This window comes from Emcibacter sp. (genome assembly GCF_048269205.1).
GTDB lineage: Bacteria > Pseudomonadota > Alphaproteobacteria > Sphingomonadales > Emcibacteraceae > Emcibacter.
In genome coordinates this window covers 1-23468 of record NZ_JBLXJC010000001.1, presented here as the reverse complement: position 1 = coordinate 23468, position 23468 = coordinate 1, and the positions used below count along the sequence as shown (strand labels likewise).

Annotated in this window: 22 protein-coding genes and 1 tRNA gene; 9 read left to right on the top strand and 14 right to left on the bottom strand. The window is 55.9% G+C overall.

Annotated elements, in window-relative coordinates; genetic code table 11:
- Window positions 1–15: 15 nt before the first annotated feature.
- From ACN0YD_RS00115 to metK, 5 genes are all read right to left on the bottom strand, one after another.
- The gene (locus tag ACN0YD_RS00115) at window positions 16–618 is read right to left on the bottom strand and encodes an RNA-binding protein (protein ID WP_417316601.1); all 603 of its coding nucleotides are present in this window, start codon (window positions 616–618) and stop codon (window positions 16–18) included.
- Window positions 619–642: 24 nt separating this feature from the next.
- A complete protein-coding gene (nusA, locus tag ACN0YD_RS00110; protein ID WP_417316600.1) occupies window positions 643–2217 on the bottom strand; it encodes a transcription termination factor NusA in 1575 nt (524 codons plus the stop codon).
- 75 nt (window positions 2218–2292) lie between these two features.
- Complete coding sequence (gene rimP / locus ACN0YD_RS00105; protein ID WP_417316599.1) at window positions 2293–2769, bottom strand: ribosome maturation factor RimP; 477 nt, start codon at window positions 2767–2769, stop codon at window positions 2293–2295.
- A gap of 240 nt (window positions 2770–3009) precedes the next feature.
- A complete protein-coding gene (trmB, locus tag ACN0YD_RS00100) occupies window positions 3010–3768 on the bottom strand; it encodes a tRNA (guanine(46)-N(7))-methyltransferase TrmB (RefSeq protein ID WP_417316598.1) in 759 nt (252 codons plus the stop codon).
- 13 nt (window positions 3769–3781) lie between these two features.
- Complete coding sequence (metK, locus tag ACN0YD_RS00095) at window positions 3782–4948, bottom strand: methionine adenosyltransferase (RefSeq protein ID WP_417316597.1); 1167 nt, start codon at window positions 4946–4948, stop codon at window positions 3782–3784.
- A gap of 194 nt (window positions 4949–5142) precedes the next feature.
- On the opposite strand from metK, the gene ACN0YD_RS00090 reads away from it, so the two are divergent.
- Entirely contained in the window at window positions 5143–6753 is a 1611-nt protein-coding gene (locus tag ACN0YD_RS00090) for a methyl-accepting chemotaxis protein (protein ID WP_417316596.1), read from the top strand.
- A gap of 347 nt (window positions 6754–7100) precedes the next feature.
- Here the strand turns inward: ACN0YD_RS00090 and ACN0YD_RS00085 are convergent, their stop codons facing one another.
- Both ACN0YD_RS00085 and ACN0YD_RS00080 read right to left on the bottom strand, forming a co-directional pair.
- On the bottom strand, window positions 7101–7748 hold the full coding sequence (locus tag ACN0YD_RS00085; RefSeq protein WP_417316595.1) for a sugar transferase: 648 nt from the start codon (window positions 7746–7748) through the stop codon (window positions 7101–7103).
- A gap of 315 nt (window positions 7749–8063) precedes the next feature.
- On the bottom strand, window positions 8064–9644 hold the full coding sequence (locus ACN0YD_RS00080; protein WP_417316594.1) for a lysine--tRNA ligase: 1581 nt from the start codon (window positions 9642–9644) through the stop codon (window positions 8064–8066).
- Between the two features lie 222 nt (window positions 9645–9866).
- On the opposite strand from ACN0YD_RS00080, the gene ACN0YD_RS00075 reads away from it, so the two are divergent.
- Window positions 9867–12653, top strand: coding sequence for an ATP-dependent DNA helicase (locus ACN0YD_RS00075; protein WP_417316593.1), 2787 nt, complete (start codon window positions 9867–9869; stop codon window positions 12651–12653).
- Here ACN0YD_RS00075 and ACN0YD_RS00070 read toward each other — a convergent pair.
- Genes ACN0YD_RS00070 through tsaD form a run of 5 tightly spaced genes read right to left on the bottom strand, consistent with a single transcriptional unit; the run spans window position 12650 to window position 16141 of the window.
- Window positions 12650–13279, bottom strand: coding sequence for an alpha/beta family hydrolase (locus ACN0YD_RS00070; RefSeq protein WP_417316592.1), 630 nt, complete (start codon window positions 13277–13279; stop codon window positions 12650–12652). The genes ACN0YD_RS00075 and ACN0YD_RS00070 overlap by 4 nt on opposite strands.
- 27 nt (window positions 13280–13306) lie before the next feature.
- Window positions 13307–13687: a Rieske (2Fe-2S) protein gene (locus ACN0YD_RS00065; RefSeq protein WP_417316591.1), complete on the bottom strand. Its 381-nt coding sequence runs from the start codon at window positions 13685–13687 to the stop codon at window positions 13307–13309.
- Window positions 13688–13692: 5 nt separating this feature from the next.
- Window positions 13693–13986, bottom strand: coding sequence for a YciI family protein (locus ACN0YD_RS00060; protein ID WP_417316590.1), 294 nt, complete (start codon window positions 13984–13986; stop codon window positions 13693–13695).
- A gap of 16 nt (window positions 13987–14002) precedes the next feature.
- Window positions 14003–14998 (bottom strand): NAD(P)H-dependent glycerol-3-phosphate dehydrogenase, encoded by a 996-nt coding sequence (locus ACN0YD_RS00055; protein WP_417316589.1) that lies wholly within the window; start codon window positions 14996–14998, stop codon window positions 14003–14005.
- A gap of 33 nt (window positions 14999–15031) precedes the next feature.
- Entirely contained in the window at window positions 15032–16141 is a 1110-nt protein-coding gene (gene tsaD / locus ACN0YD_RS00050; RefSeq protein ID WP_417316588.1) for a tRNA (adenosine(37)-N6)-threonylcarbamoyltransferase complex transferase subunit TsaD, read from the bottom strand.
- A gap of 92 nt (window positions 16142–16233) precedes the next feature.
- Between tsaD and hemC the strand changes: the two genes are divergently transcribed.
- The 4 genes from hemC to ACN0YD_RS00030 are packed head-to-tail and all read left to right on the top strand — an operon-like array spanning window position 16234 to window position 20526.
- Window positions 16234–17193 carry a hydroxymethylbilane synthase gene (gene hemC / locus ACN0YD_RS00045; RefSeq protein WP_417316587.1) on the top strand — a complete coding sequence of 320 codons (960 nt, stop codon included), beginning with the start codon at window positions 16234–16236 and terminating at the stop codon, window positions 17191–17193.
- A 5-nt stretch (window positions 17194–17198) separates the two neighbouring features.
- On the top strand, window positions 17199–17930 hold the full coding sequence (locus ACN0YD_RS00040) for a uroporphyrinogen-III synthase (RefSeq protein WP_417316586.1): 732 nt from the start codon (window positions 17199–17201) through the stop codon (window positions 17928–17930).
- Window positions 17927–19258 carry a COG4223 family protein gene (locus tag ACN0YD_RS00035; protein WP_417316585.1) on the top strand — a complete coding sequence of 444 codons (1332 nt, stop codon included), beginning with the start codon at window positions 17927–17929 and terminating at the stop codon, window positions 19256–19258. The genes ACN0YD_RS00040 and ACN0YD_RS00035 overlap by 4 nt, the downstream gene beginning before the upstream one ends.
- Window positions 19255–20526 (top strand): heme biosynthesis protein HemY, encoded by a 1272-nt coding sequence (locus ACN0YD_RS00030; RefSeq protein WP_417316584.1) that lies wholly within the window; start codon window positions 19255–19257, stop codon window positions 20524–20526. The genes ACN0YD_RS00035 and ACN0YD_RS00030 overlap by 4 nt, the downstream gene beginning before the upstream one ends.
- A gap of 2 nt (window positions 20527–20528) precedes the next feature.
- Here ACN0YD_RS00030 and ACN0YD_RS00025 read toward each other — a convergent pair whose 3' ends face one another.
- Window positions 20529–21791: a hypothetical protein gene (locus ACN0YD_RS00025; protein WP_417316583.1), complete on the bottom strand. Its 1263-nt coding sequence runs from the start codon at window positions 21789–21791 to the stop codon at window positions 20529–20531.
- A gap of 238 nt (window positions 21792–22029) precedes the next feature.
- On the opposite strand from ACN0YD_RS00025, the gene ACN0YD_RS00020 reads away from it, so the two are divergent.
- The 3 genes from ACN0YD_RS00020 (at window position 22030) to ACN0YD_RS00010 (ending at window position 23405) form a co-directional block, all read left to right on the top strand.
- Window positions 22030–22105 (top strand) — tRNA-Thr (locus ACN0YD_RS00020).
- Between the two features lie 85 nt (window positions 22106–22190).
- Complete coding sequence (locus tag ACN0YD_RS00015; protein WP_417316582.1) at window positions 22191–22481, top strand: DUF6538 domain-containing protein; 291 nt, start codon at window positions 22191–22193, stop codon at window positions 22479–22481.
- A gap of 231 nt (window positions 22482–22712) precedes the next feature.
- Window positions 22713–23405: a phage integrase SAM-like domain-containing protein gene (locus ACN0YD_RS00010; RefSeq protein ID WP_417316581.1), complete on the top strand. Its 693-nt coding sequence runs from the start codon at window positions 22713–22715 to the stop codon at window positions 23403–23405.
- Here ACN0YD_RS00010 and ACN0YD_RS00005 read toward each other — a convergent pair.
- On the bottom strand, window positions 23371–23468 hold a 98-nt coding region (locus ACN0YD_RS00005; protein WP_417318815.1), incomplete at its 5' end, for an IS3 family transposase. The genes ACN0YD_RS00010 and ACN0YD_RS00005 overlap by 35 nt on opposite strands.

The window sequence follows — 23468 nt, the reverse complement described above, 5'->3', positions numbered from 1 at the left end:
CTTTTTCGCCTTAAATCACTGATCTTCCGGATTTCCAAGCCAGGACAGATATCGATCCGTCTCTCTTAGAAACCCTTCCGACATTCCACCCGGCATAAGCGCCAGGTGCACCGCATTTTCCAGGCCTGTGGCCCGGCTTAGTTCTTCGCGGGTAAAAATATCAATTACCCGAATATTTTCAATGCCCCGGCACATTTTACTGCGCCCGTTGTCCGCCACATCGGAGGCCATCACCACCACATGGCTCTTGCCGCTTTCAAGCCGGCTGCGCACCTTTTCAAATCCGCCGACCAGCTGTCCCGCCCTGTTGCACAGCGCCAGATGCTCCAGACACCTCCTGCGCATCAGATCCGCCACCTGGCCGGACAATTCTTCCGGAACCGTAACGGTTCCCGGTTGATCCAGGGCTTTCTGGCCAAATCGAACAAAAAGCCTTTTGTCGATGGCCTTGTCCAGCACCTTGTGGTCCGCCTTCAGCCAACACCCCCGACCGGGCAGCCTTGCCGCCAGATCGGGAACGATTATGTTTTCAGGCCCAAGGACAAACCGTATCATCCTTGCGGACGGCAACACCTCACCCGTCACCAGGCATTTTCTTTCACGGACCGCTTTAGCCAAAGTTCCTATCCAGCCTCCGGCCGCCTATTCGCTGGCAACCTCTTCGCCTTCCGCAACAGCTTCCCCGGCGTCCTCGCCTTCTTCGTCCTCGAACCAGTGAGCCCGAGCGGCCATGATAATTTCATTGGCCCGCTCCTCGCCGAGGCCGTATTCGCGAAGAATACCGTCATCGCCGCTTATCAGCTCATCGGCAGCCAGGTCGCCAAGATCGTCGAGGGTTTTGATTCCAGCCTTGCCGAGAGTGACCAGCATTGGCGGGGTCAGCCCCTCAATTGCGGCAAGCTCATCGGTCACGCCCAGATCCACACGCTCGCCCTCCGCCTTTTCAGCGGCGGCAGCCAGGGCTTCGCGGGCACGGTTCTGCAGTTCCTCCACCAGCTCGGCATCAAATCCCTCGATACCGGCAAATTCGTCAGGCGCCACATAGGCCACCTCGTCCAGATTGCGGAACCCTTCGGACACCAGAAGCAGGGCCAGGGTTTCGTCCACATCCAGCGACTCAACGAACAGGTCGGCCCGCTGCTTGTATTCAGCCTGGCGGCGCTCGGATTCATCAGCCTCGGTCATAATGTCCACCTGCCAGTCTACCAGCTGGGACGCCAGACGCACATTCTGGCCACGGCGGCCGATGGCAAGGCTCAGCTGGTCTTCAGGCACAACCACATCGATACGTTCTTTTTCCTCATCCAGCACTACCTTGGAAACCTCTGCCGGCGCCAGGGCGGAAATGATGAAGGTGCCGATATCCGGAGACCACTGGATGATGTCGATTTTTTCACCCTGCAGTTCGTTAACCACAGCCTGTACACGGCTGCCGCGCATGCCCACACAGGCCCCGACCGGGTCAATTGACGGATCATTGCTGTTGACAGCAATCTTGGCCCGGCTGCCCGGATCGCGACTGACCGCTTTTACCTCGATCACACCGTCATAGATTTCCGGCACTTCCTGGGCAAACAGTCTGGCCATGAATTCCGGATGAGTACGGGACAGGAAGATCTGCGGTCCACGCGGCTCGCGACGTACATCAGCAATATAGGCCCGAACCCGTTCGCCGGTGCGGATATGTTCACGGGGGATCAACTGGTCGCGACGGATTATGGCTTCTGCATGCCCCACATCCACGATCGCATTGCCGTATTCCACGCGCTTGACCACACCGCTGATAATTTCCCCGACACGATCCTTATATTCCTCATACTGACGGGCGCGTTCCGCATCGCGCACTTTCTGTACGATAACCTGTTTGGCCGTCTGCGCCGCCACACGACCGAAATCCATCGGCGGCAGTTCGTCAGCCAGGACATCCCCCACCTCTGCGTCAGGTTTTGAGGCGCGGGCATTTTCCACACTGATCTCGGTAGAGTGGTTTTCCACATCTTCCACCACCTGCATCACCCGGTACAGTTTAATGTCACCGGTTTTCTTATCGATATAGGCTTTGATTTCGTTTTCGGCACCGTATCTGGACCGGGCAGCTTTTTGAATCGCCTCTTCCATCGCCTCGAGCACGATATCCCGATCGATATTCTTTTCCCGTGCCACAGCATCAGCGATCTGCAACAATTCAAGCCGGTTTGCACTTACAGCCGTTGTCATTCCTTGAACTCCGATTTGCCCTTTCGGGCCATTTCCTTCATCGTCTTGTCTTCAATTCACTTGTCTGGCCGATCGTCAGGACCGATCCTTTTCAAGCAATTCATCCGTCAGCACAAGTTTCGCCTTGTGCACATTTCCAAAATCAAATTCCAGCGTCTCGCCGTCGATGTCCACCCGAATAGTATCATCGTCCATGCCGAGAAGCATACCTTTGAACCTGCGTCGTCCGTCCACCGCCTCGGACAGTTCGAACTTGGCGAGATAACCAGCCCAGGTGGCAAAATCCTTTTTCCGCGTCAGCGGCCGATCCAGCCCGGGTGAACTGACCTCCAGCGTATATTCGCCGGAGATGGGGTCTTCCACATCCAGAATCACGGAAAGTTCCCGGCTGAGCTTTTCACAGTCCTCGACACGCATGGTGCCGTCCGGACGTTCTGCCATGATCTGCAGAACAGATTTGCCGTAAGGGCCTCCCATCATGGTCACCCGAACCAGCTCGTATCCCAGAGCCGTCGCCACCGGCTCAACCAGTCGTGTAATTCTGTCCGTCAAAGCGGTTCATTTTCCTCGTTTATTCTTTTATAGTCTTTCAGTCCCCTGCCAGGGCAGGGGCCTTGAGGCCGACAGCCGCCCCGTCAGACGAACAATTCCCGAAAACAAAAATGCAGGCAGTGATCCACTTGCCCGCACCTCAAAATAATCTCAAGTGATTCGGATGCTATATATATAGCTGAAAATACCGGAACTTCAAGAGCTTTTTCCGGCGCCCGCCCGGGACAAATCCGGGCCCTTTCAGGCTTGCCTGTGGCGACGCTCGAAACGCAGATAAGTGCTTCTGCGCCCCTGCGCCAGAGCCTTGGTTTCATAACGGGTTGGTGGCCAGTCGTCACCACGCACATGCCAGTCATCCGGCCCATCTGCCAACCAGATAAAGTCCGGGCTGGCCAGCATGCGTGACAGAATCCAGCGGCAGTATCCCCGATGATCCGTGGCAATATGGAGACGCGCCCCATCCTTCAGAACCCGGGCCAGGGCCCCGATGTTACCATCACTCACCACACGGCGCTTGTGATGGCGGCTTTTCGGCCAGGGATCGGGAAACAGAATATAAGCCTGGTCCAGGCACCCCTCTTCAAGCCGGTCCAGCAGCAGCCGCGCATCATCCATAAGGATACGGACATTGCGAAGCCCGTCAGCATCGATCTTGTCAACCAGGCTGGAGACCCCGTTGATGAAGGGTTCACAGCCGATAAACCCCCGGTCCGGCCGGGCACCGGCCTGCCAGGCCAGATGTTCACCCTTGCCGAAGCCGATTTCCAGCGCATACCCCCCTGGCGCCTTGTCTTCAGCGCCGAAGAACGCAGAAGGATGAAGCTGCCGCGCCTCCCCATCCGGAAGACAAACTTCCAGACCGGGAAAAAGCCGGTCGAGCCGCTCCTGGCTCGCCGGCTTGAGCGGCTTGCCCTGCCGGCGTCCGTAAATTCTGCTGCTTTGAATATTTTCCAGATCACGCATGGCCCTCATATAGCCATGCGCGTCCCGGCTGTCCACGGGAAACCGTCACTCAGAACAGTTTTTTCAGTTCATCCACCAAATCGGTTTTTTCCCAGGAAAAGCCGCCGTCTGCATCCGGTTCGCGACCGAAATGACCATAGGCCGCCGTACGGGCATAAACCGGGCGGTTCAGCTTGAGATGTTCGCGAATGCCCCTTGGGCTCAGATCCATGACCTGCATGAGGATCTTCTCGAGACGGGCCGGGTCAACTTCTCCTGTCTGGTGGAAATCCACATAGAGAGACAGGGGTTTCGAAACGCCGATGGCATAGGAAAGCTGAATAGTACAGCGTTCGGCAAGGCCAGCCGCGACCACATTTTTGGCCAGATAGCGAGAGGCGTAGGCTGCAGACCTGTCCACTTTGGTCGGGTCCTTGCCGGAAAAAGCGCCGCCACCATGCGGCGCAGCCCCGCCGTAAGTATCCACAATAATCTTGCGTCCGGTCAGACCGGCATCCCCGTCCGGGCCGCCGATAACAAAGATTCCGGTGGGATTGATATAGAGACCATCGTCGGGACACATCCAGCCTTCCGGCAAACATTTTTCGATATGGCCCCGAACAATATCATGCACCTGTTCCTGACTGACATCCGCACCATGCTGCGTGGACACCACCACGGAAGTGGCCCCGACCGGGATTCCGTTTTCATAACGCAGGGTAACCTGGCTTTTTGAATCCGGCTCAAGTTCCGGCGATTCTCCGCTGTGGCGGGCTTCGGCCAGAGACTGCAGGATTTTGTGAGCATAATAGATCGGCGCAGGCATCAGCGCCTTGGTCTCATTGGTGGCATAGCCGAACATGATCCCCTGGTCGCCGGCTCCCTCATCCTTGTTGCCGGCGGCATCGACACCAACGGCAATATCCGCAGACTGCTCGTGCACGTAACAGTCAACAGTCATGTTTTCCCAATGAAACCCATCCTGTTCATAGCCAATCCGGCGCACGGCCTCGCGGGCGATCTGTTCCATCACGTCCGCATGGATGGAATCCGGTCCCCTTACTTCACCGGCAAGCACCACCTTGTTTGTGGTCACCAGGGTTTCCAGGGCGACGCGGGATTCAGGTTCCTCGGTCAGGAATTTATCCAAAATGGAATCCGAAATACAGTCTGCAACTTTGTCGGGATGACCTTCTGAAACGGATTCACTGGTAAATAAATAATTCTTTCGGGACACCTGATAATCTCCTGCATTCAAACTAACCGGATAACGATATAACACATCTTTTATATAAAGAAAGCTTTATGTTGTTTTTTTTGCATTTTATCCCCGATTATCATTTACGGAAAGTTAATTCCCATCGGTTAAATTCGTCCAACTGACAACAAAATATATTAGTAAAAATTAAAATATAGTTGCGAGGAACATTAATGCTTTCAAAAATTATAAAGCGGGATGTCGGCATAGAAGCCGGGACGATCCCCGCCGCCGCCGAACAGGGGACAACTGCTGGCGGGAACCGGGAATTCTGGATTGAATCCATGCTGGTCAATCTGATGATCTGTGATGCGTCCAGCCTCGAAATTCTTTACTGCAACGACAAATGCAAACAGACCTCTGCGCTACTGGGCAATGTTCTTTCGGCTACAGGAGACGGCCTGATCGGAAAATCCCTGGACATCCTGTTCGGCGATATCGGCGCGCCCCGCGATATTTTGACCGATCCCGAGAGTTTCCCGGTCAGGGAATCCGTACAGCTTGGTCCGGAATTTCTTGATATTCTGATCACACCGGTGAACAGAAACGGGAAGCCTTCAGGCGAGCTTCTGGTCACCTGGCATATTGTGACAAAACAGAAAAATACGGACGCCCACGCCGCCAAATTGACAGCCATGATCGAGAACATGCCCGCCAATGTGGTGCTGTGCGATCCAGGGGCATGCGCCATAAACTATGTGAACAAAGCCTGCGAAGCGGCCCTTGCGGAGATGAAAGCAATCCTGCCTTTTGATCCTTCAAACCTGGTCGGTACCGATCTCAGCGTGCTGGACCAGGATGCGGAAAGTCTCAGACAGCTAATGTCAAACCCCGCCAACCTGCCGGCCGTGCGCCTGATCCAGCTTGGCGAGGTTACCCTGAAACTGAATATTTCCGCGATCAGCAGCGAACAGGGACTTTATATAGGCAACATGATTATCTGGGAGAACATGTCAGAGCAGATGCAGATCTCTGAACGGGTGCGGCAGATGGCCGGCATGGTCGCCAATGCCTCCAGCAATATGGAACGGACCGCGCGAGGAATGTCCAGCACTGTGGAGCAGGCCAGCAAAGACACCACTTCAGCTTCCCAGAGCATCGAGAACGCCACCCAGAATGTACAGACGGTATCCCGGGCTGCGGAAGAACTGTCCCAGTCCATTCTGGAAATCAGTCATCAGGTAAAGGAGTCTTCCCAGATGTCAGAAAACGCTGTTACCGAGGCCGAGCGCACCAACACAACGGTGCAGACACTCGCAGAAGCCTCTTCCCGGATCGGCGATGTGGTCAAACTGATCAGCGATATTGCCGGCCAGACAAACCTGCTGGCACTGAATGCGACGATCGAGGCGGCCCGGGCCGGTGAGGCCGGCAAAGGTTTTGCCGTAGTGGCTTCGGAAGTGAAAAATCTTGCGAACCAGACCGCCGGCGCCACCGAGGAAATCACCATGCAGATTTCTGAAATGCAGAACTCCACCGGTGATGCGGTTACCGCCATCGAGAGTATTCGCAAGACAATTGACGGACTGCATAACATTGCCACGTCCATTTCCACGTCTGTGGAACAACAGGGTGAGGCCACCAGCGAGATCGCCAAAAACATCTCACAGGCGGCCAAGGATACCGAAAGTGTTTCCAAAAACATCAACGGTGTGCGTGACTCCTCAACCGAAGTAGATCAGGGTACCCAGCAGGTGCTTGATGCTGCAGCGTCTCTGGTCAGCGAAAGCCAGGCCATGGGACAGGAAATCGACGAATTCATCGATCGGGTCATCAAGAGCTAAAATATAGCTGAAGCCGCCTGACGTATGGCGGGTAACAGACGATCCTTAATCGTATCGTAAATCTATAGGGGAGAGCGGCTTGTCTGCTCTCCCTTTTTTGTTTTGCTTTCGTAATGACTATATGATCAGCCAGCGCACACCAGCCGCTCCAGACAAGTCAAACAATGAGGTCTTTCAGGGATAGTGATCCATTTATGGATAATAGTGGCTCCGCCGTGCAGGCAATCTCCCCGGAACCCATCGGAAAGACGTAAACTTAGAGAGGCACCATAGAAATCAGGACATAAGAAAAGCCGCACTTCACAGGGAGTACGGCTTTGCGCTTTGATATGTTTTCCAGGCGGCCCCTACTCGGACAACACCTTTTCTTCCGCATCTTCGATCCGGCCCGTCCATTTGGGCATGGTCACATGATCTTCAGCAGAAATACCTGTACGGTTCAGAACCACCGGCAGGGTCAGCAGCAGGATCTTGATATCCAAAAGGAAACTGCAATGATCCACATACCAGACATCCAGAATGAATTTCTGGTTCCAGCTGATAGAGTTGCGGCCTGTCACCTGGGCCCAGCCACTGATACCGGGGCGCACTTCGTGACGGCGCATCTGTTCGGTTGTGTAGCGGGAGGCATATTCCGCAATAAACGGACGGGGCCCGATCAGACCCATATCGCCAACGAGAACATTCCACAGCTGCGGCAGTTCATCCAGGCTCCAGTCCCGCAGAAGCTTGCCAAATTTGGTCAGTCTGTGTTGATCTTCGAGCAGCGCACCGTTTTCATCGCGCTCGTTTGTCATGCTGCGAAATTTAAAGATTTCAAATGTACGTCCATTCAGGCCAAGCCGTTCCTGTTTGAACAATATTGGCGATCCCAGTTTCAGGCGCACCGCGAGGGCAACAATCATCAACACCGGGGATAACATTACCAGAAGAGTGGCCGCCCCCAGGATGTCGATAATCCTTTTCCAGAATCTTTTGTAAGTCAAACCCAACATCACTTCCTCATTCTTTTCAGATTAGGCAGACACTAACCCTTTGAAGTTAACGAGCGATTAACAGGCAGCTTAAGCAACCCCATCCCTTGTAACTTTTTTATATTTTCGAAAGAATAAATACAGATCATGACAAGAATATGTTCTATTATCCTTATCCGGTTGGACAATCTGCCAAGCAACTGCAAATTAACCAATCCCCCCGAAAATTTAACTTTGAAGTAACACTCCTGATTCGCTATTGCAAGGAGAAAAAAGTTATATCCTGTTTATGTCAGAAAAAATCTTAACGTGCCGTACCGTTTCTTATTAACCCTGTTATTTGCCTATGGTCTGACGGATAAGGCCGATGGTTTCCGCCCGGCCGTACAAGGCAATAAATGATCCCATACGCGGGCCCTGTTGCTGGCCCAGCAAGATTTCATACAGCGCCTGGAACCATTCCCTGAGGTTTTCATAGTTATGCGCCTTGCCCACAGTAAAGACCGCCGTCTGATAGTCTGACGCCTCTGCATTCTCTGGCAGATTTTCCAGTTCCGTGATCAAATCCAGCAAAGCTCCCGTCTCCTCTTCAGTGGGAGCCCGGTACTTCTTGGTCGGCTTGACAAAATTCTCGTAGAAAACCAGCGCATATCCCACCAGCTGGTCCAGAAGCGGGTGTTCCTTGCCACTGGCCTCGGGTGCATAGGCATTGATATAGCCCCAGAGTGTCTCCTTGTCATGAGCGTTGCTGGCGCTGACCAGGTTCAGCAACAGGGAGAAAGTCACCGGCACATCCTCTGCCGGCGGCGTGTCACCATGAATATGCCAGATCGGGTTGGCGAATTTTTCCTTGCCTTCCTGATCACGGAATTTGGACAGGAATGTCAGGTAATCGTCAACCGCCTTGGGAATGACATCAAAATAGAGTTTCTTGGCCTTGCGCGGCGCCTGGTACATATAAAGCGCCAGGCTTTCCGGCGTACCATACTGCAGCCATTCCTCCATGGTCAGGCCGTTGCCCTTGGATTTGGAGATTTTCTGACCATTTTCGTCCAGGAAAAGTTCGTAGTTAAAGCCTTCCGGCGGCTCGCTACCCAGAATCCGGGCAATGATGCTGGACAGTTTCACACTTTCATACAGGTCCTTGCCGGACATTTCATAGTCCACATCCAGCGCCACCCAGCGCATGGCCCAGTCGGCCTTCCACTGAGCCTTGCAATGCCCGCCGGTGACCGGCACTTCCACCAGTTCGCCGGTTTCCTCGTCCTTATAGACAATGGTGCCGGCTTCCACATTGCGCTCCACCAGCGGGACCTGCAGCACGCGGCCGGTACGCGGACAGACCGGCAGGAAAGGGCTATAGGTTTTTTGACGTTCCTCACCCAATGTGGGCAACATCACCTTCATGATGCGGTCGTAATTGGCCAGCATCTTGAGCAGGGTGTCATCCATCTCCCCTGAGGTATAGGCCTCGGTGGCGCTTTTGAATTCATACTCAAACCCGAAACTGTCAAGGAACTTGCACAGACGGTCGTTGTTATGATGGGCAAAACTCTCATGGGTCCCGAACGGATCCGGCACCTTGGTCAGGGGCAGGCCCAGATAATCCTGCAGCATGTCCTGATTGGGCAGGTTGCTGGGTACCTTGCGGAAACCGTCCATGTCATCTGAAAAAGCGATCAACCGCGTCGGCACATCGGAAATCAGCTCGAACGCCTTGCGCACCATGGTGGTCCGGGCCACCTCGCCAAAGGTGCCGATATGAGGCAGCCCGCTGGGACCATAACCGGTTTCAAACAGTACATGCCCCTTTTTATTGCCGGTCTTTTCCAGACGCTTCACCAGCTTCTCAGCCTCCTGGAAAGGCCAGGCTTTGCTCTCGAGGGCTTGGGCGATAACTTCCGGTGATGCGGTCATGGTTTAAAACCTTTGTGCAGAAATTGACATAATACTGTAAACTGAAGGCTTCATAAGGCCAAGCGCTGTCCGCGTCAACCGTCCCCATTCTCTCAAGTACCTGATTCAGAGGCAATCACGTATTTTCTCCATCAAAAAGCTTTTGCCGCCCCCCGAACCTGTCTATAGTGAGCGAAACAAAAGCGGAACATTCACGCCAAAGACGATCGCGCGCAGAAATCCATGACCGACAGCCTTATGTCATTCCCCCCTCCAGAGGAGGTGCTGAGCCGTACCGATGCACTGGTGGCGGGCCCGACCCACGGAGTCATTATTTCCCCGGACGGGGAAGTGGAGGAACATGAGCACGGAGCACTCCGGCGCAAAATCCGGGCAACCGGTTATCTGATCTGCAACCGCCCGGTTGTCGGGCGCCGCCTGGGCATGGTCGGGCAAAAAGCCCTGGATGTGCTGGAGCTGTTTGCCTTTGTCCGCCCGGCTCAGTTCTGCCTGCCCCTGCCCCGTGGCCTTGCCCGGGCCCTGAACATCAACCTTGTTGATCACAGCCTGGAAGAGGAAGGCCTGATCCTGATCGAGGCGGCCCGCAGATTGATCGGGGAGATCACCGCCCCGGGATATCCCTATCCAGAGGGCCTGCTGGCCCAGGCCCGGCAGATGGCCGAGGCCGGCTGGAGCTGGGGACCGCTTGTTCTGGGCGCCTTACATCACGCGGAACCACAAAACCCCTGGCAGGTCTGGGATCATCTGCCAGAGTGGGAAGAGGATGCGCCGCCTCCACCGCCGGACAATCTTCCTGTGCAGAGAGAGGAGGCTCTTGATCGTCTAAGCCAACTTATTGGCAATGATGCCGAACAACGTGACAGCCAGAAAGACTACACCGCCCTTGCCGCCCGGACTTTCGATCCCCCCGAGGTTGCTGAAGAACCTGTGGTGGTGCTGGCGGAAGCCGGCACCGGCATCGGCAAGACACTTGGTTATATTGCGCCAGCCAGCCTGTGGGCGGAAAAAAATGACGGCACGGTATGGATTTCCACCTATACCAAGAACCTGCAACGGCAGCTGGACCAGGAACTGGACCGGCTCTATCCCGATCCCGCCGTCAAGGCGCGCAAGGCGGTGATCCGCAAGGGACGGGAAAACTACCTTTGCCTGCTGAACCTGCAGGAACTGTCCCAGTCAGCCATCCAGCATGAAGGACGAATATTAATAGGGCTGGTCCAGCGATGGGCCAGATACAGCCGTGACGGGGACATGATCGGCGGGGATTTCCCCAGCTGGCTGGGCGAACATTTCGGACAAAGTCGCTTAAGCCAACTTACTGACCGGCGTGGGGAATGCATCTATGCCGCCTGTGCCCATTATAAAAAATGCTTCATCGAAAAATCCCGCCGCCGGTCCCGCAAGGCTTCGCTGGTCATTGCCAACCATGCCCTGGTGATGATCCAGGCCGCCACCCGCACCGCCGTCAACAAGGACGGCAGGATCGAAGCCATACGGGACCCGGATCTGCCGACCCGCTATATCTTTGACGAAGGCCACCACCTGTTTGATGCGGCCGACAGCGCCTTTTCCGCTCATCTTTCCGGGCAGGAGGGACTGGATTTGAGACGCTGGATCAGGGGCGCGGAAAATTCCAAGCGCCGGGGACGGGGACTGGAAGGGCGGCTCGACGAACTGATCGCCGGTGACGACGAAGCAAGAAGCCTGCTTCAGGAAGTCATTCATACAGCCCGCTGCCTGCCCGCCGACGGCTGGCATGGCCGCCTGATCGAAGGTACGCCCTTCGGTCCGGCAGAGAAATTTCTGGCCGTTGTCCGCCAGCAGCTTTATGCCCGCTCTGCAGGCCGGGAAGACTATCACTCCATTGAGTGTCCGCCCCTGCCGCCGGTAGAAGGCCTTAAAGAAGCAGCCGCAGAACTGCAGCTGGCCCTGAAAGCGCTTGTTGCGCCCATGAAATCGTTAAGCACCCGGTTGCTCAAAAAACTGGATCAGGAAGCGGACGAACTGGAAAGTGCAGAGCGCAACCGGCTGGAGTCCCTGAGTCAGAGCATCAGCCGCCGGCGGGAGACCGTGGAATTCGGCTGGATCCCCATGCTCGAAATCCTGGCAGAGCTGAGTGCTCCGGACGAGGAGTTTGTCGACTGGTTTGAACTGGAGCGCCAGGGTGGACGGGAAGTCAATGTGGGCTATTACCGGCATTGGGTAGACCCGAGCCTGCCCTTTGCCGGAACCGTGCTGAAAACGGCTCAGGGTACCATGATCACCTCGGCCACGCTCCGTGACCGGCTCACGGATACGGACAATCAGGATGTGGAATGGCATACGGCAGAGGTGCGCACCGGCGCCGCCCACCTGATCAGCCCGCCGCTGCGCCAGAGCCTCAACTCCCCCTTCGATTATCCGGCCCAGAGCCGCATCTTCATTGTCAACGACATGAACAAGAGAAGCCTGGACCAGCTGGCCGCCGCCTATCGGGAACTGTTCCTGGCGGCAGACGGCGGGGCGCTTGGCCTGTTTACCGCCATCAGCCGCCTGCGCGGCGTCTACCAGCGCCTGGCCGGGCCGCTGGAGGAAGCAGGCCTGCCCCTTTACGCCCAGCATATCGATCCCATCAATGTGGCGACCCTGGTGGATATTTTCCGGGAGGTGGAGCATAGCTGCCTCCTCGGCACCGATGCGGTGAGGGACGGCATGGATGTGCCGGGACCGTCGCTCAGGCTCTGTGTTTTTGACAAGGTGCCCTGGCCGAGACCGACCCTGCTGCACAAGGCACGGCGCAAGCGTTTCGGCGGGCAATCCTATGACGACCTGATCACCCGCCTGCGCCTGAAACAGGCTTATGGTCGATTGATCCGCAGACAAACTGACCGGGGTGTTTTTGTCATGCTGGACGGGGCGACGCCTTCAAGATTGTTGAGCGCTTTCCCCGACGGGGTAGAGGTCGAGCGTATCGGTCTCGCGGACGCCATCCGCAAAACCCGGGAGTTCCTCAGCGACCAGACTCCCTAGAATGACGTAAAGTCGATTATCTTTTCAATGGCCCGGTTCCAGTTATCCTCGGGTAAAAGCCCGCTGGCCTTGCGCGGGACCAGGTCGTGGTTGCCGTCCGGGAGCCACTCCAAAGTGATGCTGTCGGAAAGATCATAACCTTCCACGGCCTCCCGGTTGCCCATGCTGTCCCGCTCTCCCTGCAAGATCAGGGCCGGGGTTTCAAGCGATTGCAAATGTTCCGTCCGTGGCTTGTCCGGCTTGCCGGGTGCATAAAAGGGATATCCCAGACAGATCAGGCCCGTGGGAGAGAGCTCGTCGGCAATCAGGCTCGCCATGCGGCCGCCCATGCTCTTGCCGCCAATGAAGATCCTGCCCTTGAAGCCACAGCCTTCATAGATCTCGCGCCATGACGTCAGCAGTTTAGGCTGCCGGTCCGGCGGACGCTTCTTGCCGCTCGCCCGCCGCTCGGCCATGTAGGGAAATTCAAAGCGCAGCACCCGAAGTCCGTTGTCCGCCAGCCCTTCGGCAAAATAATCCATAAAGGGGTTGTCCATGGGCGCCCCGGCGCCGTGCGCAAGGATAACGAGGGTATCTGACGTTTCCGGGCCGTTCCAGAGGACCGGCAAGTCGGCGATGGTTTCCATATTTATTCCCGAACTCTGAAAAACAAATTACAGCACAACAATATTGCCGTCTTCAAGGCCGATGGCGACGCTTTCGAGGGATCGGCCGCTGCAGGGGCCGGCCACACATTTGCCGTCGTCGACCTGAAACAGCGCGCCATGGAAATTACAGAGGAAATATTTCCCGCTTTTTTCCGTAAACACCCCCTCTTTCAGGTTCAGGGGCACATACATATGCGGGCAGGCATTCTGATAGGCGAAAATCTCGACGCCCCGGCGATAGACGAAAAACTCGAAGGGTTCTTTTTCGGTGCCATATTTGAATTCCCGGCCCCGGCCATCTTCAATGTCCTCAAGGGCACAGAGCACCTGCCCTTTTTCCGGACCGTTCGCTACATCGGCAAGCCTGATGTCAAACTCCCGCTCCATGGGCCTCAATCTTCCAGCCAGCTGCCCAGAACCGGATTGAACGGCAGGATCCGGACCTTGTCAAACAGACCGGCCTTGGCATAGGGATCATTCTCGGCGAAATTTTCCGCCGCCGCCCGGTTATGGACATCGATCACAATCATGCTGCCCCGGGGTTTGGGCTCGTCTTCCTCTGACAAAATCGGGCCCGCCAACTGTACGACACCGGAATTTTCCGCATAGTCCAGATGATCGGAACGTACGGACATCCGCAGTTCCAGACTGTCGGCCTTATCATAGGCGAGGATCACAAAATGCATAATAGTATCCTTTTAATCAGAACATTTCTTCCTTGCTGATGGGGCGACTGAGCAGCTCCGCAATCACCTCATCCACATCCTTGTCCCCGTGCAGCAGGTCATAGACCGCCCGGGCAATCGGCATGTCGATCTTATCCTCCGCAGCGACACGGTGCAGGATTTCCGACGTGTGATAGCCCTCCGCTACAGTTTTGCGGTTGTCCATGATTTCCGCAATATCCTTTCCTTCGCCCAGCGCCATACCGAGCGACATGTTACGGGAAAGGGGTGAGGAACAGGTCAGGATCAGGTCGCCGAGACCAGACAGGCCGACCATGGTTTCCGGGTCCGCCCCGCGGCTTTCCCCGAAACGGACCATTTCCGCAAGAGAACGGGTGATGAGTGCGGCCCGGGCATTTTCTCCCAGCTTTTTGCCGGCCACCACACCACAGGCGATGGCGAAGACATTCTTGACAGCACCGCCAATTTCCGCCCCGACCACATCCCGGGACAGATAGGGTCGAAAAGTGGGCTGACCGATAGCCTGGGCCAGGGACTGGGCCAGCTTCTGGTATTTGGAAGCGATGGTCACCGCCGTCGGCAGGCCGCGTGCGGCCTCGATGGCGAAGCTGGGTCCGGACAGCACCGCCAGCGGGTTTTTCGGCATCACCTCCGCCATGACGTCACTCATCAGTTTGCCTGTGGACTGCTCTATCCCCTTGGAACAGAGTACGACAGGAACGCTTTCCCTGAGAGTTGTTGACAAATCGGCTGCGACGGAGCGGACGAACTGGGCCGGCGCCACCATCAGCAGAAAATCGGGTTTTTCCAGTTCAGCATAATCACCGACAGCGGCAATGCTGGACGGAACCTCTACATCAGGCAGGAACAGGCTGTTTTCCCGTTTGTCGTTAATGGCGCTCACCACCTCCGGTTCGCGGGCCCAGATTGTGACCTCGTTCCCGGCCCGTGCTGCGGTAATGGCAAGGGCCGTTCCCCAGGCGCCGGCCCCCAAAACTGCAATTTTTCCCATCTGATGCTATCCTTTGTTCTTGTTATTCTGTTTTCAGGCCTTCACCCCGGCACCAATGGCCGCGGGCGCATCCGGATCCAGGGGCCACCGGGCCCTGGCCCCTACGGACAGGTCGTCCACCTGCCCCAGCTGTAGCCGTTCCACCCCGGCCCAGGCAATCATGGCGCCGTTGTCGGTACAAAGCGCCGGAGGCGGCGCGACAATGGAAAAGCCGCGCTTGCCGCAGGCGGCTTCCAGCCCTTCCCGCAGATATTTATTGGCGGCAACACCGCCAGCCACCACCAGAATATGCTTTTCCAGCTGATGTTGTTCAAGAAAAATATCCAGCGCCCGGCCTACACGGTCAATGATGGCTTCGGTAAGCGCCAGCTGGAAATCGGCGGCCAGGTCGTAAACATCCTGCTGGGTGAGGTCCTCGCCCAGCTTCTCCACTTCCCGGCGCACGGCCGTTTTAAGGCCGGAGAAGGAGAAATTGCAATCGGGGCGGCCCTTGAGCGGCCGCGGCAGGTCAAACCGGCCGGCTGTGCCCTTTTTCGCCGCCTTTTCAACCGCCGGACCGCCGGGATAGCCAAGGCCGAGAAGCTTTGCCGTCTTGTCAAAGGCCTCACCCGCGGCATCATCGATCGTGGTGCCCAGACGCTCATATTGTCCCACGCCTTTGACCACAAGAAGCTGGCAGTGCCCGCCAGAGACCAGAAGCAGCAGATAGGGAAAGGCCACCTCACCGGTCAGCCGCACCGACAGGGCGTGCCCTTCCAGATGATTGATGCCCATAAAGGGGATATCGCAGGCGGCGGCGATGGCCTTGCCGGTCATCAGCCCCACCATGACCCCGCCGATCAGGCCCGGGCCGGAGGTGGCGGCCACCGCATCCAGATCGGAAAAGGCGATCCCGGCATTTTGTAACGATTCCGTAATGATGTCGTCCAGGTGATCAATATGGGAGCGGGCGGCGATTTCCGGCACCACCCCGCCGTAGGGGCGATGCTCGTCCAGCTGGGACATGACCACATTTGACAATATCTGTCCTTCGCCATCGACCACAGCTGCCGCCGTCTCGTCACAGCTGGTTTCCAGCCCGAGAACAAGAGGGGGAACATAAGGGATTTTCCGGTCCGGGTTTTCCGGGTTGTCTATTGCCATTTCCACTGGTACTGCTTTGGATTATATCCTACAAACACCTATATAAGGCGTTTGGGGACAAGAAAAAAGGCTCTAACATCCGGGAACACTTCGTGCAAGAAAAGCTTGGACAAAAAAATATCCGTATCGGCACACGCGGCAGCCAGCTTGCCCTGGCCCAGGCCCACGAGACGAAAAAGCGTCTGCTGGCCGCCCATCCGGGCCTTTCCGAAGAGCAGATCGAGATCGTGGTCATGTCGACCCGGGGCGACCGCATCCTCGACCGGCCGCTGGCGGAAATCGGTGGCAAGGGCCTGTTTACAGAGGAAATCGAGGCCGCCCTGCTGACCGGCGACATTCATCTCGCCGTCCACAGCCTCAAGGACATGCCGACCGAGCTTCCCGAAGGGCTTGAACTGGCCGCCTATCTGGAGCGCGAAGACGTGCGGGACGCCTTTATCTCTGCCAAGGCGTCAAGCCTCAGGGAACTTCCCGCCGGTGCGGTTGTCGGTACCGCGTCCCTGCGCCGCCAGGCCCAGACCCTGGCCCTGCGCCCCGACCTGAAAGTCATCACCTTCCGGGGCAACGTGCAAAGCCGCCTGAGAAAACTGGAGGCCGGCGAAGTGGACGCCACCTATCTGGCCATGGCCGGTCTCAACAGGCTCGACCTGGAGGATGAGCGCGTGCATCCGCTGGACATCGACGAATTGCTGCCCGCCGTCGCCCAGGGCGCCATTTGTATCGAGATTGCCAGCCGCAACGAACGGGTACGGGCGCTGCTCGAGCCGCTTGACCACACTCCCACCCGGCAACGGGTGGTGGCCGAGCGGGCCTTCCTGAATGAACTGGACGGCTCCTGCCGCACCCCCATCGCCGGACTTGCCGTGCTGGACGGCGACAGCCTTCACTTGCGCGGGCGGCTTCTCGGGCTCGACGGCAGTGAAATCCATGAGGGCAGCCTGGAGGGACCCGCCAGTGATGCCGAAAAGATCGGCCGGGAACTGGGCCGGCGGCTGAAAGATGCAGCCGGACCTGCGTTTTTTGAAAAACTGAAAGCCGCAGGCGGAGCCTGAATATCATGAGATTCCTGCTGACACGCCCCCTGGAAGACAGCACGAAACTGGCGCAGATGCTCAACGCCCGGGGACACACGGCGCTGATCGAACCGATGATGGACATCCGCTTTCTGCCCTTTGATCCGCCGGCGGAGCTGAGTACCTATCAGGCGGTGATCTTCACCAGCGCCAACGGGGTCAGGGCCTTTCGCCATCATTTCCCCGACATCACCCTGCCGGTTTACGCTGTGGGTCCGGCCACGGCCGCCGAAGCCCGGGCCAAAGGCTTTACACAGATCAAATCCGGCAGCCGGGACGTGGACAAACTGGCCGAACTGATCACAAACGACCCGGATATGGACAAAAACCGGCCGCTTTTGCATGTGGCGGGCACAGTTGTCGCAGGCGACCTTGCAAAGTTGCTGCAGAAAGTCGGGCTCAGGCTGGATCGCTGGCCGCTATACGAAGCAGAAAGCTTAAACCAACTTTCAGATGGTACTTTGCAGGCGTTGGATCAGGGGAAAATCGACGCCGTTGTTTTTTTCTCCCCCCGCACGGCCCGTATCTTCCTGGAGCTTGTCCATAAGGCCGGACGGGAGGAAACATTGAAACAGATCAAGGCGCTTTGTCTTAGCGATGCCATAATGGATGTGATACAGTCGGTAGCCTGGAAAGAGGTCAGGGTCGCCCCCGAACCGAACCAGCAGAGCCTGTTCCGGGATATGAATATAGAGCTTGAGGAAATATCATCATGACCACGGCCGATAACAACGCCCCAGACAAGGGCAACGGGAATAAACCCGCGGCAGATGCGGCACCCAAAAACACTGGACAGGAGTCTGCACCGTCCGCCGGACCTGCAAAGGCAGCCGGACCCGGGAAACAGGCCGGGACGGAAAAAACCGCTCCCGTAACAAAGCCCGGAAAACAGGTAAAAACAGCCAACTGGTCGCTGAGAATATTGCTGTTACTGCTGATCTTTCTGGCTGGCGCCGGCGCCACCCTCTATTTCCTGCCCTGGCTTGAAGGTCGGCTGCCGGTCCTGACGGAATGGACCGGTCACAGCCCCGCTGCCACACCGGGCCTTTCCGCCCTTGGCGACATGGAAGGCCGGCTTGACCGCCAGGACCAGGCCATCGCCGCGCTTGAGGAACGGACGCGCAATTTTAACCTGAAACTGCAGGAACTGGCCGGGGCCGGCAGCAGTGAACCGCCAGGCGACTTGCGGGCCCGGATCGAAAAGCTGGAACAGCAGAAGCCCGCCGCCAAAACCGGGGAAGAAAAGACAAAGGACCTGTCCCAGTCCGCCCGTATCGACATGCTGCTTGGTCGCATGAGCCAACTTGAGGCCTCTTTTGTGCCCCTCAGCAAAAGCCTTGTCGAGGCCCGGGAGGCTTCTGAAGAGCGGGCCCGGCTAAATGCCGAAAACCTGCGCCAGAATGACCTGCTTTCCCAGTTGGAAAGTCGTCTGGCACAGGTAGAAGACTTCGCCGCCCGGGGCAATCGCGGCGCATCGCTGGCTTTCAGCCTCAGCCGCCTTCGGGAGAGGGTTGTTTCCGGTGAGGCCTACGCCGAGGAGCTGGCCGCATTCCGGAAATTGCTTGCGGGCAGCGGCCTGGCCGACAATGTGTCCCTGCAAAATGCCCTTTCGACCCTGGAAAAATCGTCAGACCAGGGCCTGACCAGCGCCGTCGAACTGAAGGAACGGTTCGAGGGTATGATTCCGGCCCTGATCCGGGCGGAACAGAGCACGGCCGATGCCGGATGGTGGCAGAAAGTGAAAGACCGTTTCAGCAACCTGATCACCGTCCGTGACAAGGACGCCGCCGTGGAAGACACTTTCGACAGCCTGTTGCGCAGCCTGGAAGAAAATCTCGCAGCCCTGGACCTCGAAGATGCTCTGGATCTGATGAAAAAGCTTCCCGGACGGGTACAGGAGGTCCTGAAGGACTGGATGTTCGAGGCCGAACTCTGGCTCAGCTCCCGTGAGGCACTGACGGAAATCGAGAAGATAGCCGGCGAGGCCGTCCTTGAGCAGCCGGCCACCGGCGCCACGGGCGCGGCGGAGGAAACCAGCCTATGACCCGCCTGACCTTCTATATTATCCTTGGCGTGCTGATCGCCCTGGGTGCCGCCTGGATGGTGGCGCAGCCGGGCGAAATGGTCCTCACCTGGCGCAGCTGGGAACTCAGGATGTCCTTCGCCACCCTGACGATCCTCGTCCTGCTCTACAGTGTGACCCTGTGGCTGTTGTTCAGACTCTGGCGGGCGCTGCGTTATGCCAACCCGCTCCATTCACCGCAGCGCCAGGCAGCGCGCCGGCGGCGGGGCCACAGGGAACTGGACCTGGGCTGGTCCGCATGGGCGCTTGGGGATACAGCCGAAGCCCTGAAACATGCCCGGCGGGCAAGGACGGACCTGCCGCGGGAAAACGGACCGCTGCTGCTGCTCAGCCAGTGCGAGATGGAAAAACGCCGCATCGGCATTCTGGAAGACCTGCGCGCCAAACCGGAAACAGCCCCCTTTGCCCTCAATGCCCTTCTCGACGAGGCCATGGAGGAAGAAGACTATGTGTTGGCCCTCTCCCTCGCCCGGGAGCTTTCGACGCTGGCGCCAACCAATCGCCGGATCCTGAAAAAGCTGTTTGATATCGAGGTGCATCACGGCAAATGGAACGCCGCCGCCGATACCCTGAAAACGGCCCGCAGGAACAAGGTCCTGGACGCAGAGGAAATCGCCCACCTGGAATCACTGCTGTCTTACATCCGGGCCGTGGAAGCCGACGTCTCCGGCCAGCGTGCGGATGCCCTGGACCTGGCGCTGGACGCCCAGAAAAAAGATCCGGGCTTTACCCCCGCTGCCCAGCTGGCGGCACGTATCCTGATCTCCCGCAAGGAGAACGGCCGCGCCCGCAAGGTTCTGGAGAACGCCTGGAAAGCAGGCCCGCACCCGGAGCTCGCCGACCTGTTTATCGAGCTTGCGCCCATGGAAAGCCCGACCGAACGGCTGCGCCGCGTCCAGCAATTCATCAGGCTCAACCCGGATCATGCGGAAAGCCTGCACCTGCTGGCCGAACGGGCCATCGAAGCCAGCCACTGGCCCGAGGCGCGACAGGCGCTTGACACACTTGTCAAGGCGGGCCGGGCCACGGTGCGCACCTATAATCTTTCTGCCCGGCTGGAGCAAAAGCAGAAAAAGGACCAGATCGCGGCGGAGAAATATCTGGAAAAGGCCATGGCCGCGAAACGGGACGGCCATTGGCTGTGCCGCGACTGCGGCCACCAGCCCCGCCATTACACCGCCAACTGCCCCGAATGCGACAGGTTCGACGGGCTTGAGTGGGTGGAGTAATTTCACTCTGAAAAGGATTTTACGGGACTAGCAGTCATCTCCGCATGCCTGTCGAAAGCTTTATGCTCAACCGCAAAATTTGGCGGGATCTCGACATATGGAGAGTGATAGTCAAGAGAACGGATATAACTCGACCACTCAACATCGAAATGTCCTACAGTTGTCAGGTCATTCCCCGATAATTTGGAAAGCGTCAGCGAACAACAGCTTAGTTCGTCCCATATCAATATTTCGACTGGGTCTTCAGAAACAAACCGTTCAACCTTTGCGGTTTCAACCGCAAAATAAACAACCTTGTTAACATCAAAAACAAATATTGCCCTGTAAACAGTAACATTATCATTCACTTGCTCCCGATATTTCATTACTCCCGCTAGCGCTAACAGCGCTTCCGTTTTCTTCTTGCTGGAACCTTTTAATAGCACCACAGGTGTTGCAGGCCGGTCTTTTTTGACAATCGTTTTTCTCAAGTTGCCTCTCAAATCGGCATAGGTCTCGAGAAATGCCTCGCTGCAGATATCTCCCGGACAATTAAGCCTGTCAACATTTTGCCAAACAGGCGTTATCTGTCCGATCTGATTCAAGTCAGTCCCGTCAACCTTGTAAACCTGGACAGATTCAAACGTATAGGGGTAATCCACCCAATGGCTTTGACTGCGCATAACAACAGAGACCACATAGAACCCACTCTCCCGACGGATCAAAAAACTCTCGCCGTCATTGGTTTCAAGACAATTGGGTCTGTAACGAAACCCCCGTTCCGCTATCTTTTTGGAAAATCCCTCCTGAACCTCTGTTAATACTGCAGGTTTTTCAAGTTCTTGGTATGAGGGTGCCTCCCCTCCAACATTTTCAAAAAGAACCATATCAATACAACTGCTTGAGGGCCGATAGGCAAGTATAGCGCGATTTTTCTCGGCCTTTCCCTCAACGACTTGGAATATCGTTCTAAATGGATTGTTCCAAAGCTTGGCCAGCTTGACCAGATTATCTTCCGTCAGTCCCAGCGACCTGATTTCTTCACGAAATTCCTTGTTGGAAAAATATCCGGGAACCTTCCTTGCGCCCGGCCCGGCCAATTTTGCGATTTCAGCGTACAGAACCTCTTTTTCGGCCCGGTATGAATTCTTTTCGACTACTTTGGTCACTAGTTGCGCCACTTCCCGAAAGACTTCACTTGCGGGTTCATCTGCTTTCGCCATATCGGCGGCAAGACCGTGCACGGTCATAACAACAAGCATTAAGAAATACTGTCTGGAAAACATGGCGGCCTCTCCCCAAAGGAATTAGCGTAATTGTTCCCACAGCCCTTCGTCAAGGCAACATCATTTGTCTCGCCACAGCAGAGCTCCGAAAAAGCCTCTAAAAAGCACCCAAATACTGATTTTTCGCTTGAGCAGGCAAGGGAATCTGCTAGTTTGTCCGGCGGTTATGAAGCTTAACCAGGGTGTGTTTTTCGCCTTGTTGCGGAAACACACCCACTCTTCATAAAAGCATTTCCGGGCCGCTGTAGCTCAGTCGGTAGAGCAACGCATTCGTAATGCGTGGGTCGTAGGTTCAAGTCCTATCAGCGGCACCATTTTCTGAGATTTCCCTTTAATTCCAAAAAACTGTTGGATATCAATATGATCGTGCTGTAATATTGGTACATAAATTGGTACAAAATGGATGTTATGAGGCGGCAAAAGGAAGCGCAATATCTCTATCTTAGGGATGGAAAGTATTATTTTCGGATGATTATCCCGGAACGATTTCGCTCACTTTACGACAACCTCACAGAAATCAAACAATCCCTGAAAACTTCAGACAAACGTGAAGCCCTCAAAAAACACCATCAAATCCTTTCAGAGTTTTATAAACGCACAAGTCCAGTAAGTGACACCGCGGATGTATCGAGTATCACTGGCTATGTTCCCAGCGAAGATGAGTTAGAGAGGGCAATTCGAGCGTGGTAGAAGGAAACCCTTGAAAAGCGAATTGGCCTCCCAAAAGCTAAGACACCACAAGAAATTGCAGAAGCTAAAACCCAACTGAATTTTTATAAAGAAGTCCTCGCCAATTATACAAACCCAGAGAACGACCGGCCCCTTGATGCTTCGTTCTATTGGATAGCTGACGAGCTCATTAAATTAAATCGCTGGACCCTTTCAAAGGAGAGTGACGGTTACAAGCAATTGGTCCGCTTGGTGGCGCGTGGCGTGATTGAGCGGAATGAACGTTATTTGAGTTTTCTAGAAGGAAAACCCGGAGAAGTAGTTGATAAAGACTTGTTTGGTCGGGAGGCTTACGAACGAGACAGACGCATAACACTAAGCCCTAAGCTCACTTTAAACCAGGTGATTGATAAATATAAAGCTGATCCCGCCAACCAATGGAACCCCAAAACAAAAATCACTTACGAGCATATTTTTACTTTGCTGCTCGACTATTTCGGAGGGGACACTCCTGCACGAGAAATCAATAGAACCCACTGTCGCGAACTTCGTGATCTTCTGATAAACTACCCTGCTAATGCAACCAAGATCTATACAAACCTCACTACAGCTGAACGGATAGAGCGAGGGAAAAAAGAGCACGCGAAATGTATCTCTGTCTCAACCCTCAACGACTATATGAGCAAACTTTCTTCTATCTTTAACTGGGCAATAAATGAAGAGCTCCTCGAAAAGAACCCCGCAAGAGGCCTGAAGTTAAAAGACAATGTTAGAGTTAAAGATAAACGAGACCCATTTAGCACTGAGCAATTAAGCAAAATTTTTTCACTTGGGCCCTATCAAAAAGTAGCCAAATGTTCCGTGCAACAGTTGTGGACTTGTCTTAAAAAAGTGGACAGGACCGTGCTCTTTAGGCGGCTAATTTCTCATAGGCCACTGGGCTGATATTGCCAAGGGTCGAATGTCGCCTTTTCCGATTGTAGAAGTTCATAATATAGTCTGCCTGTT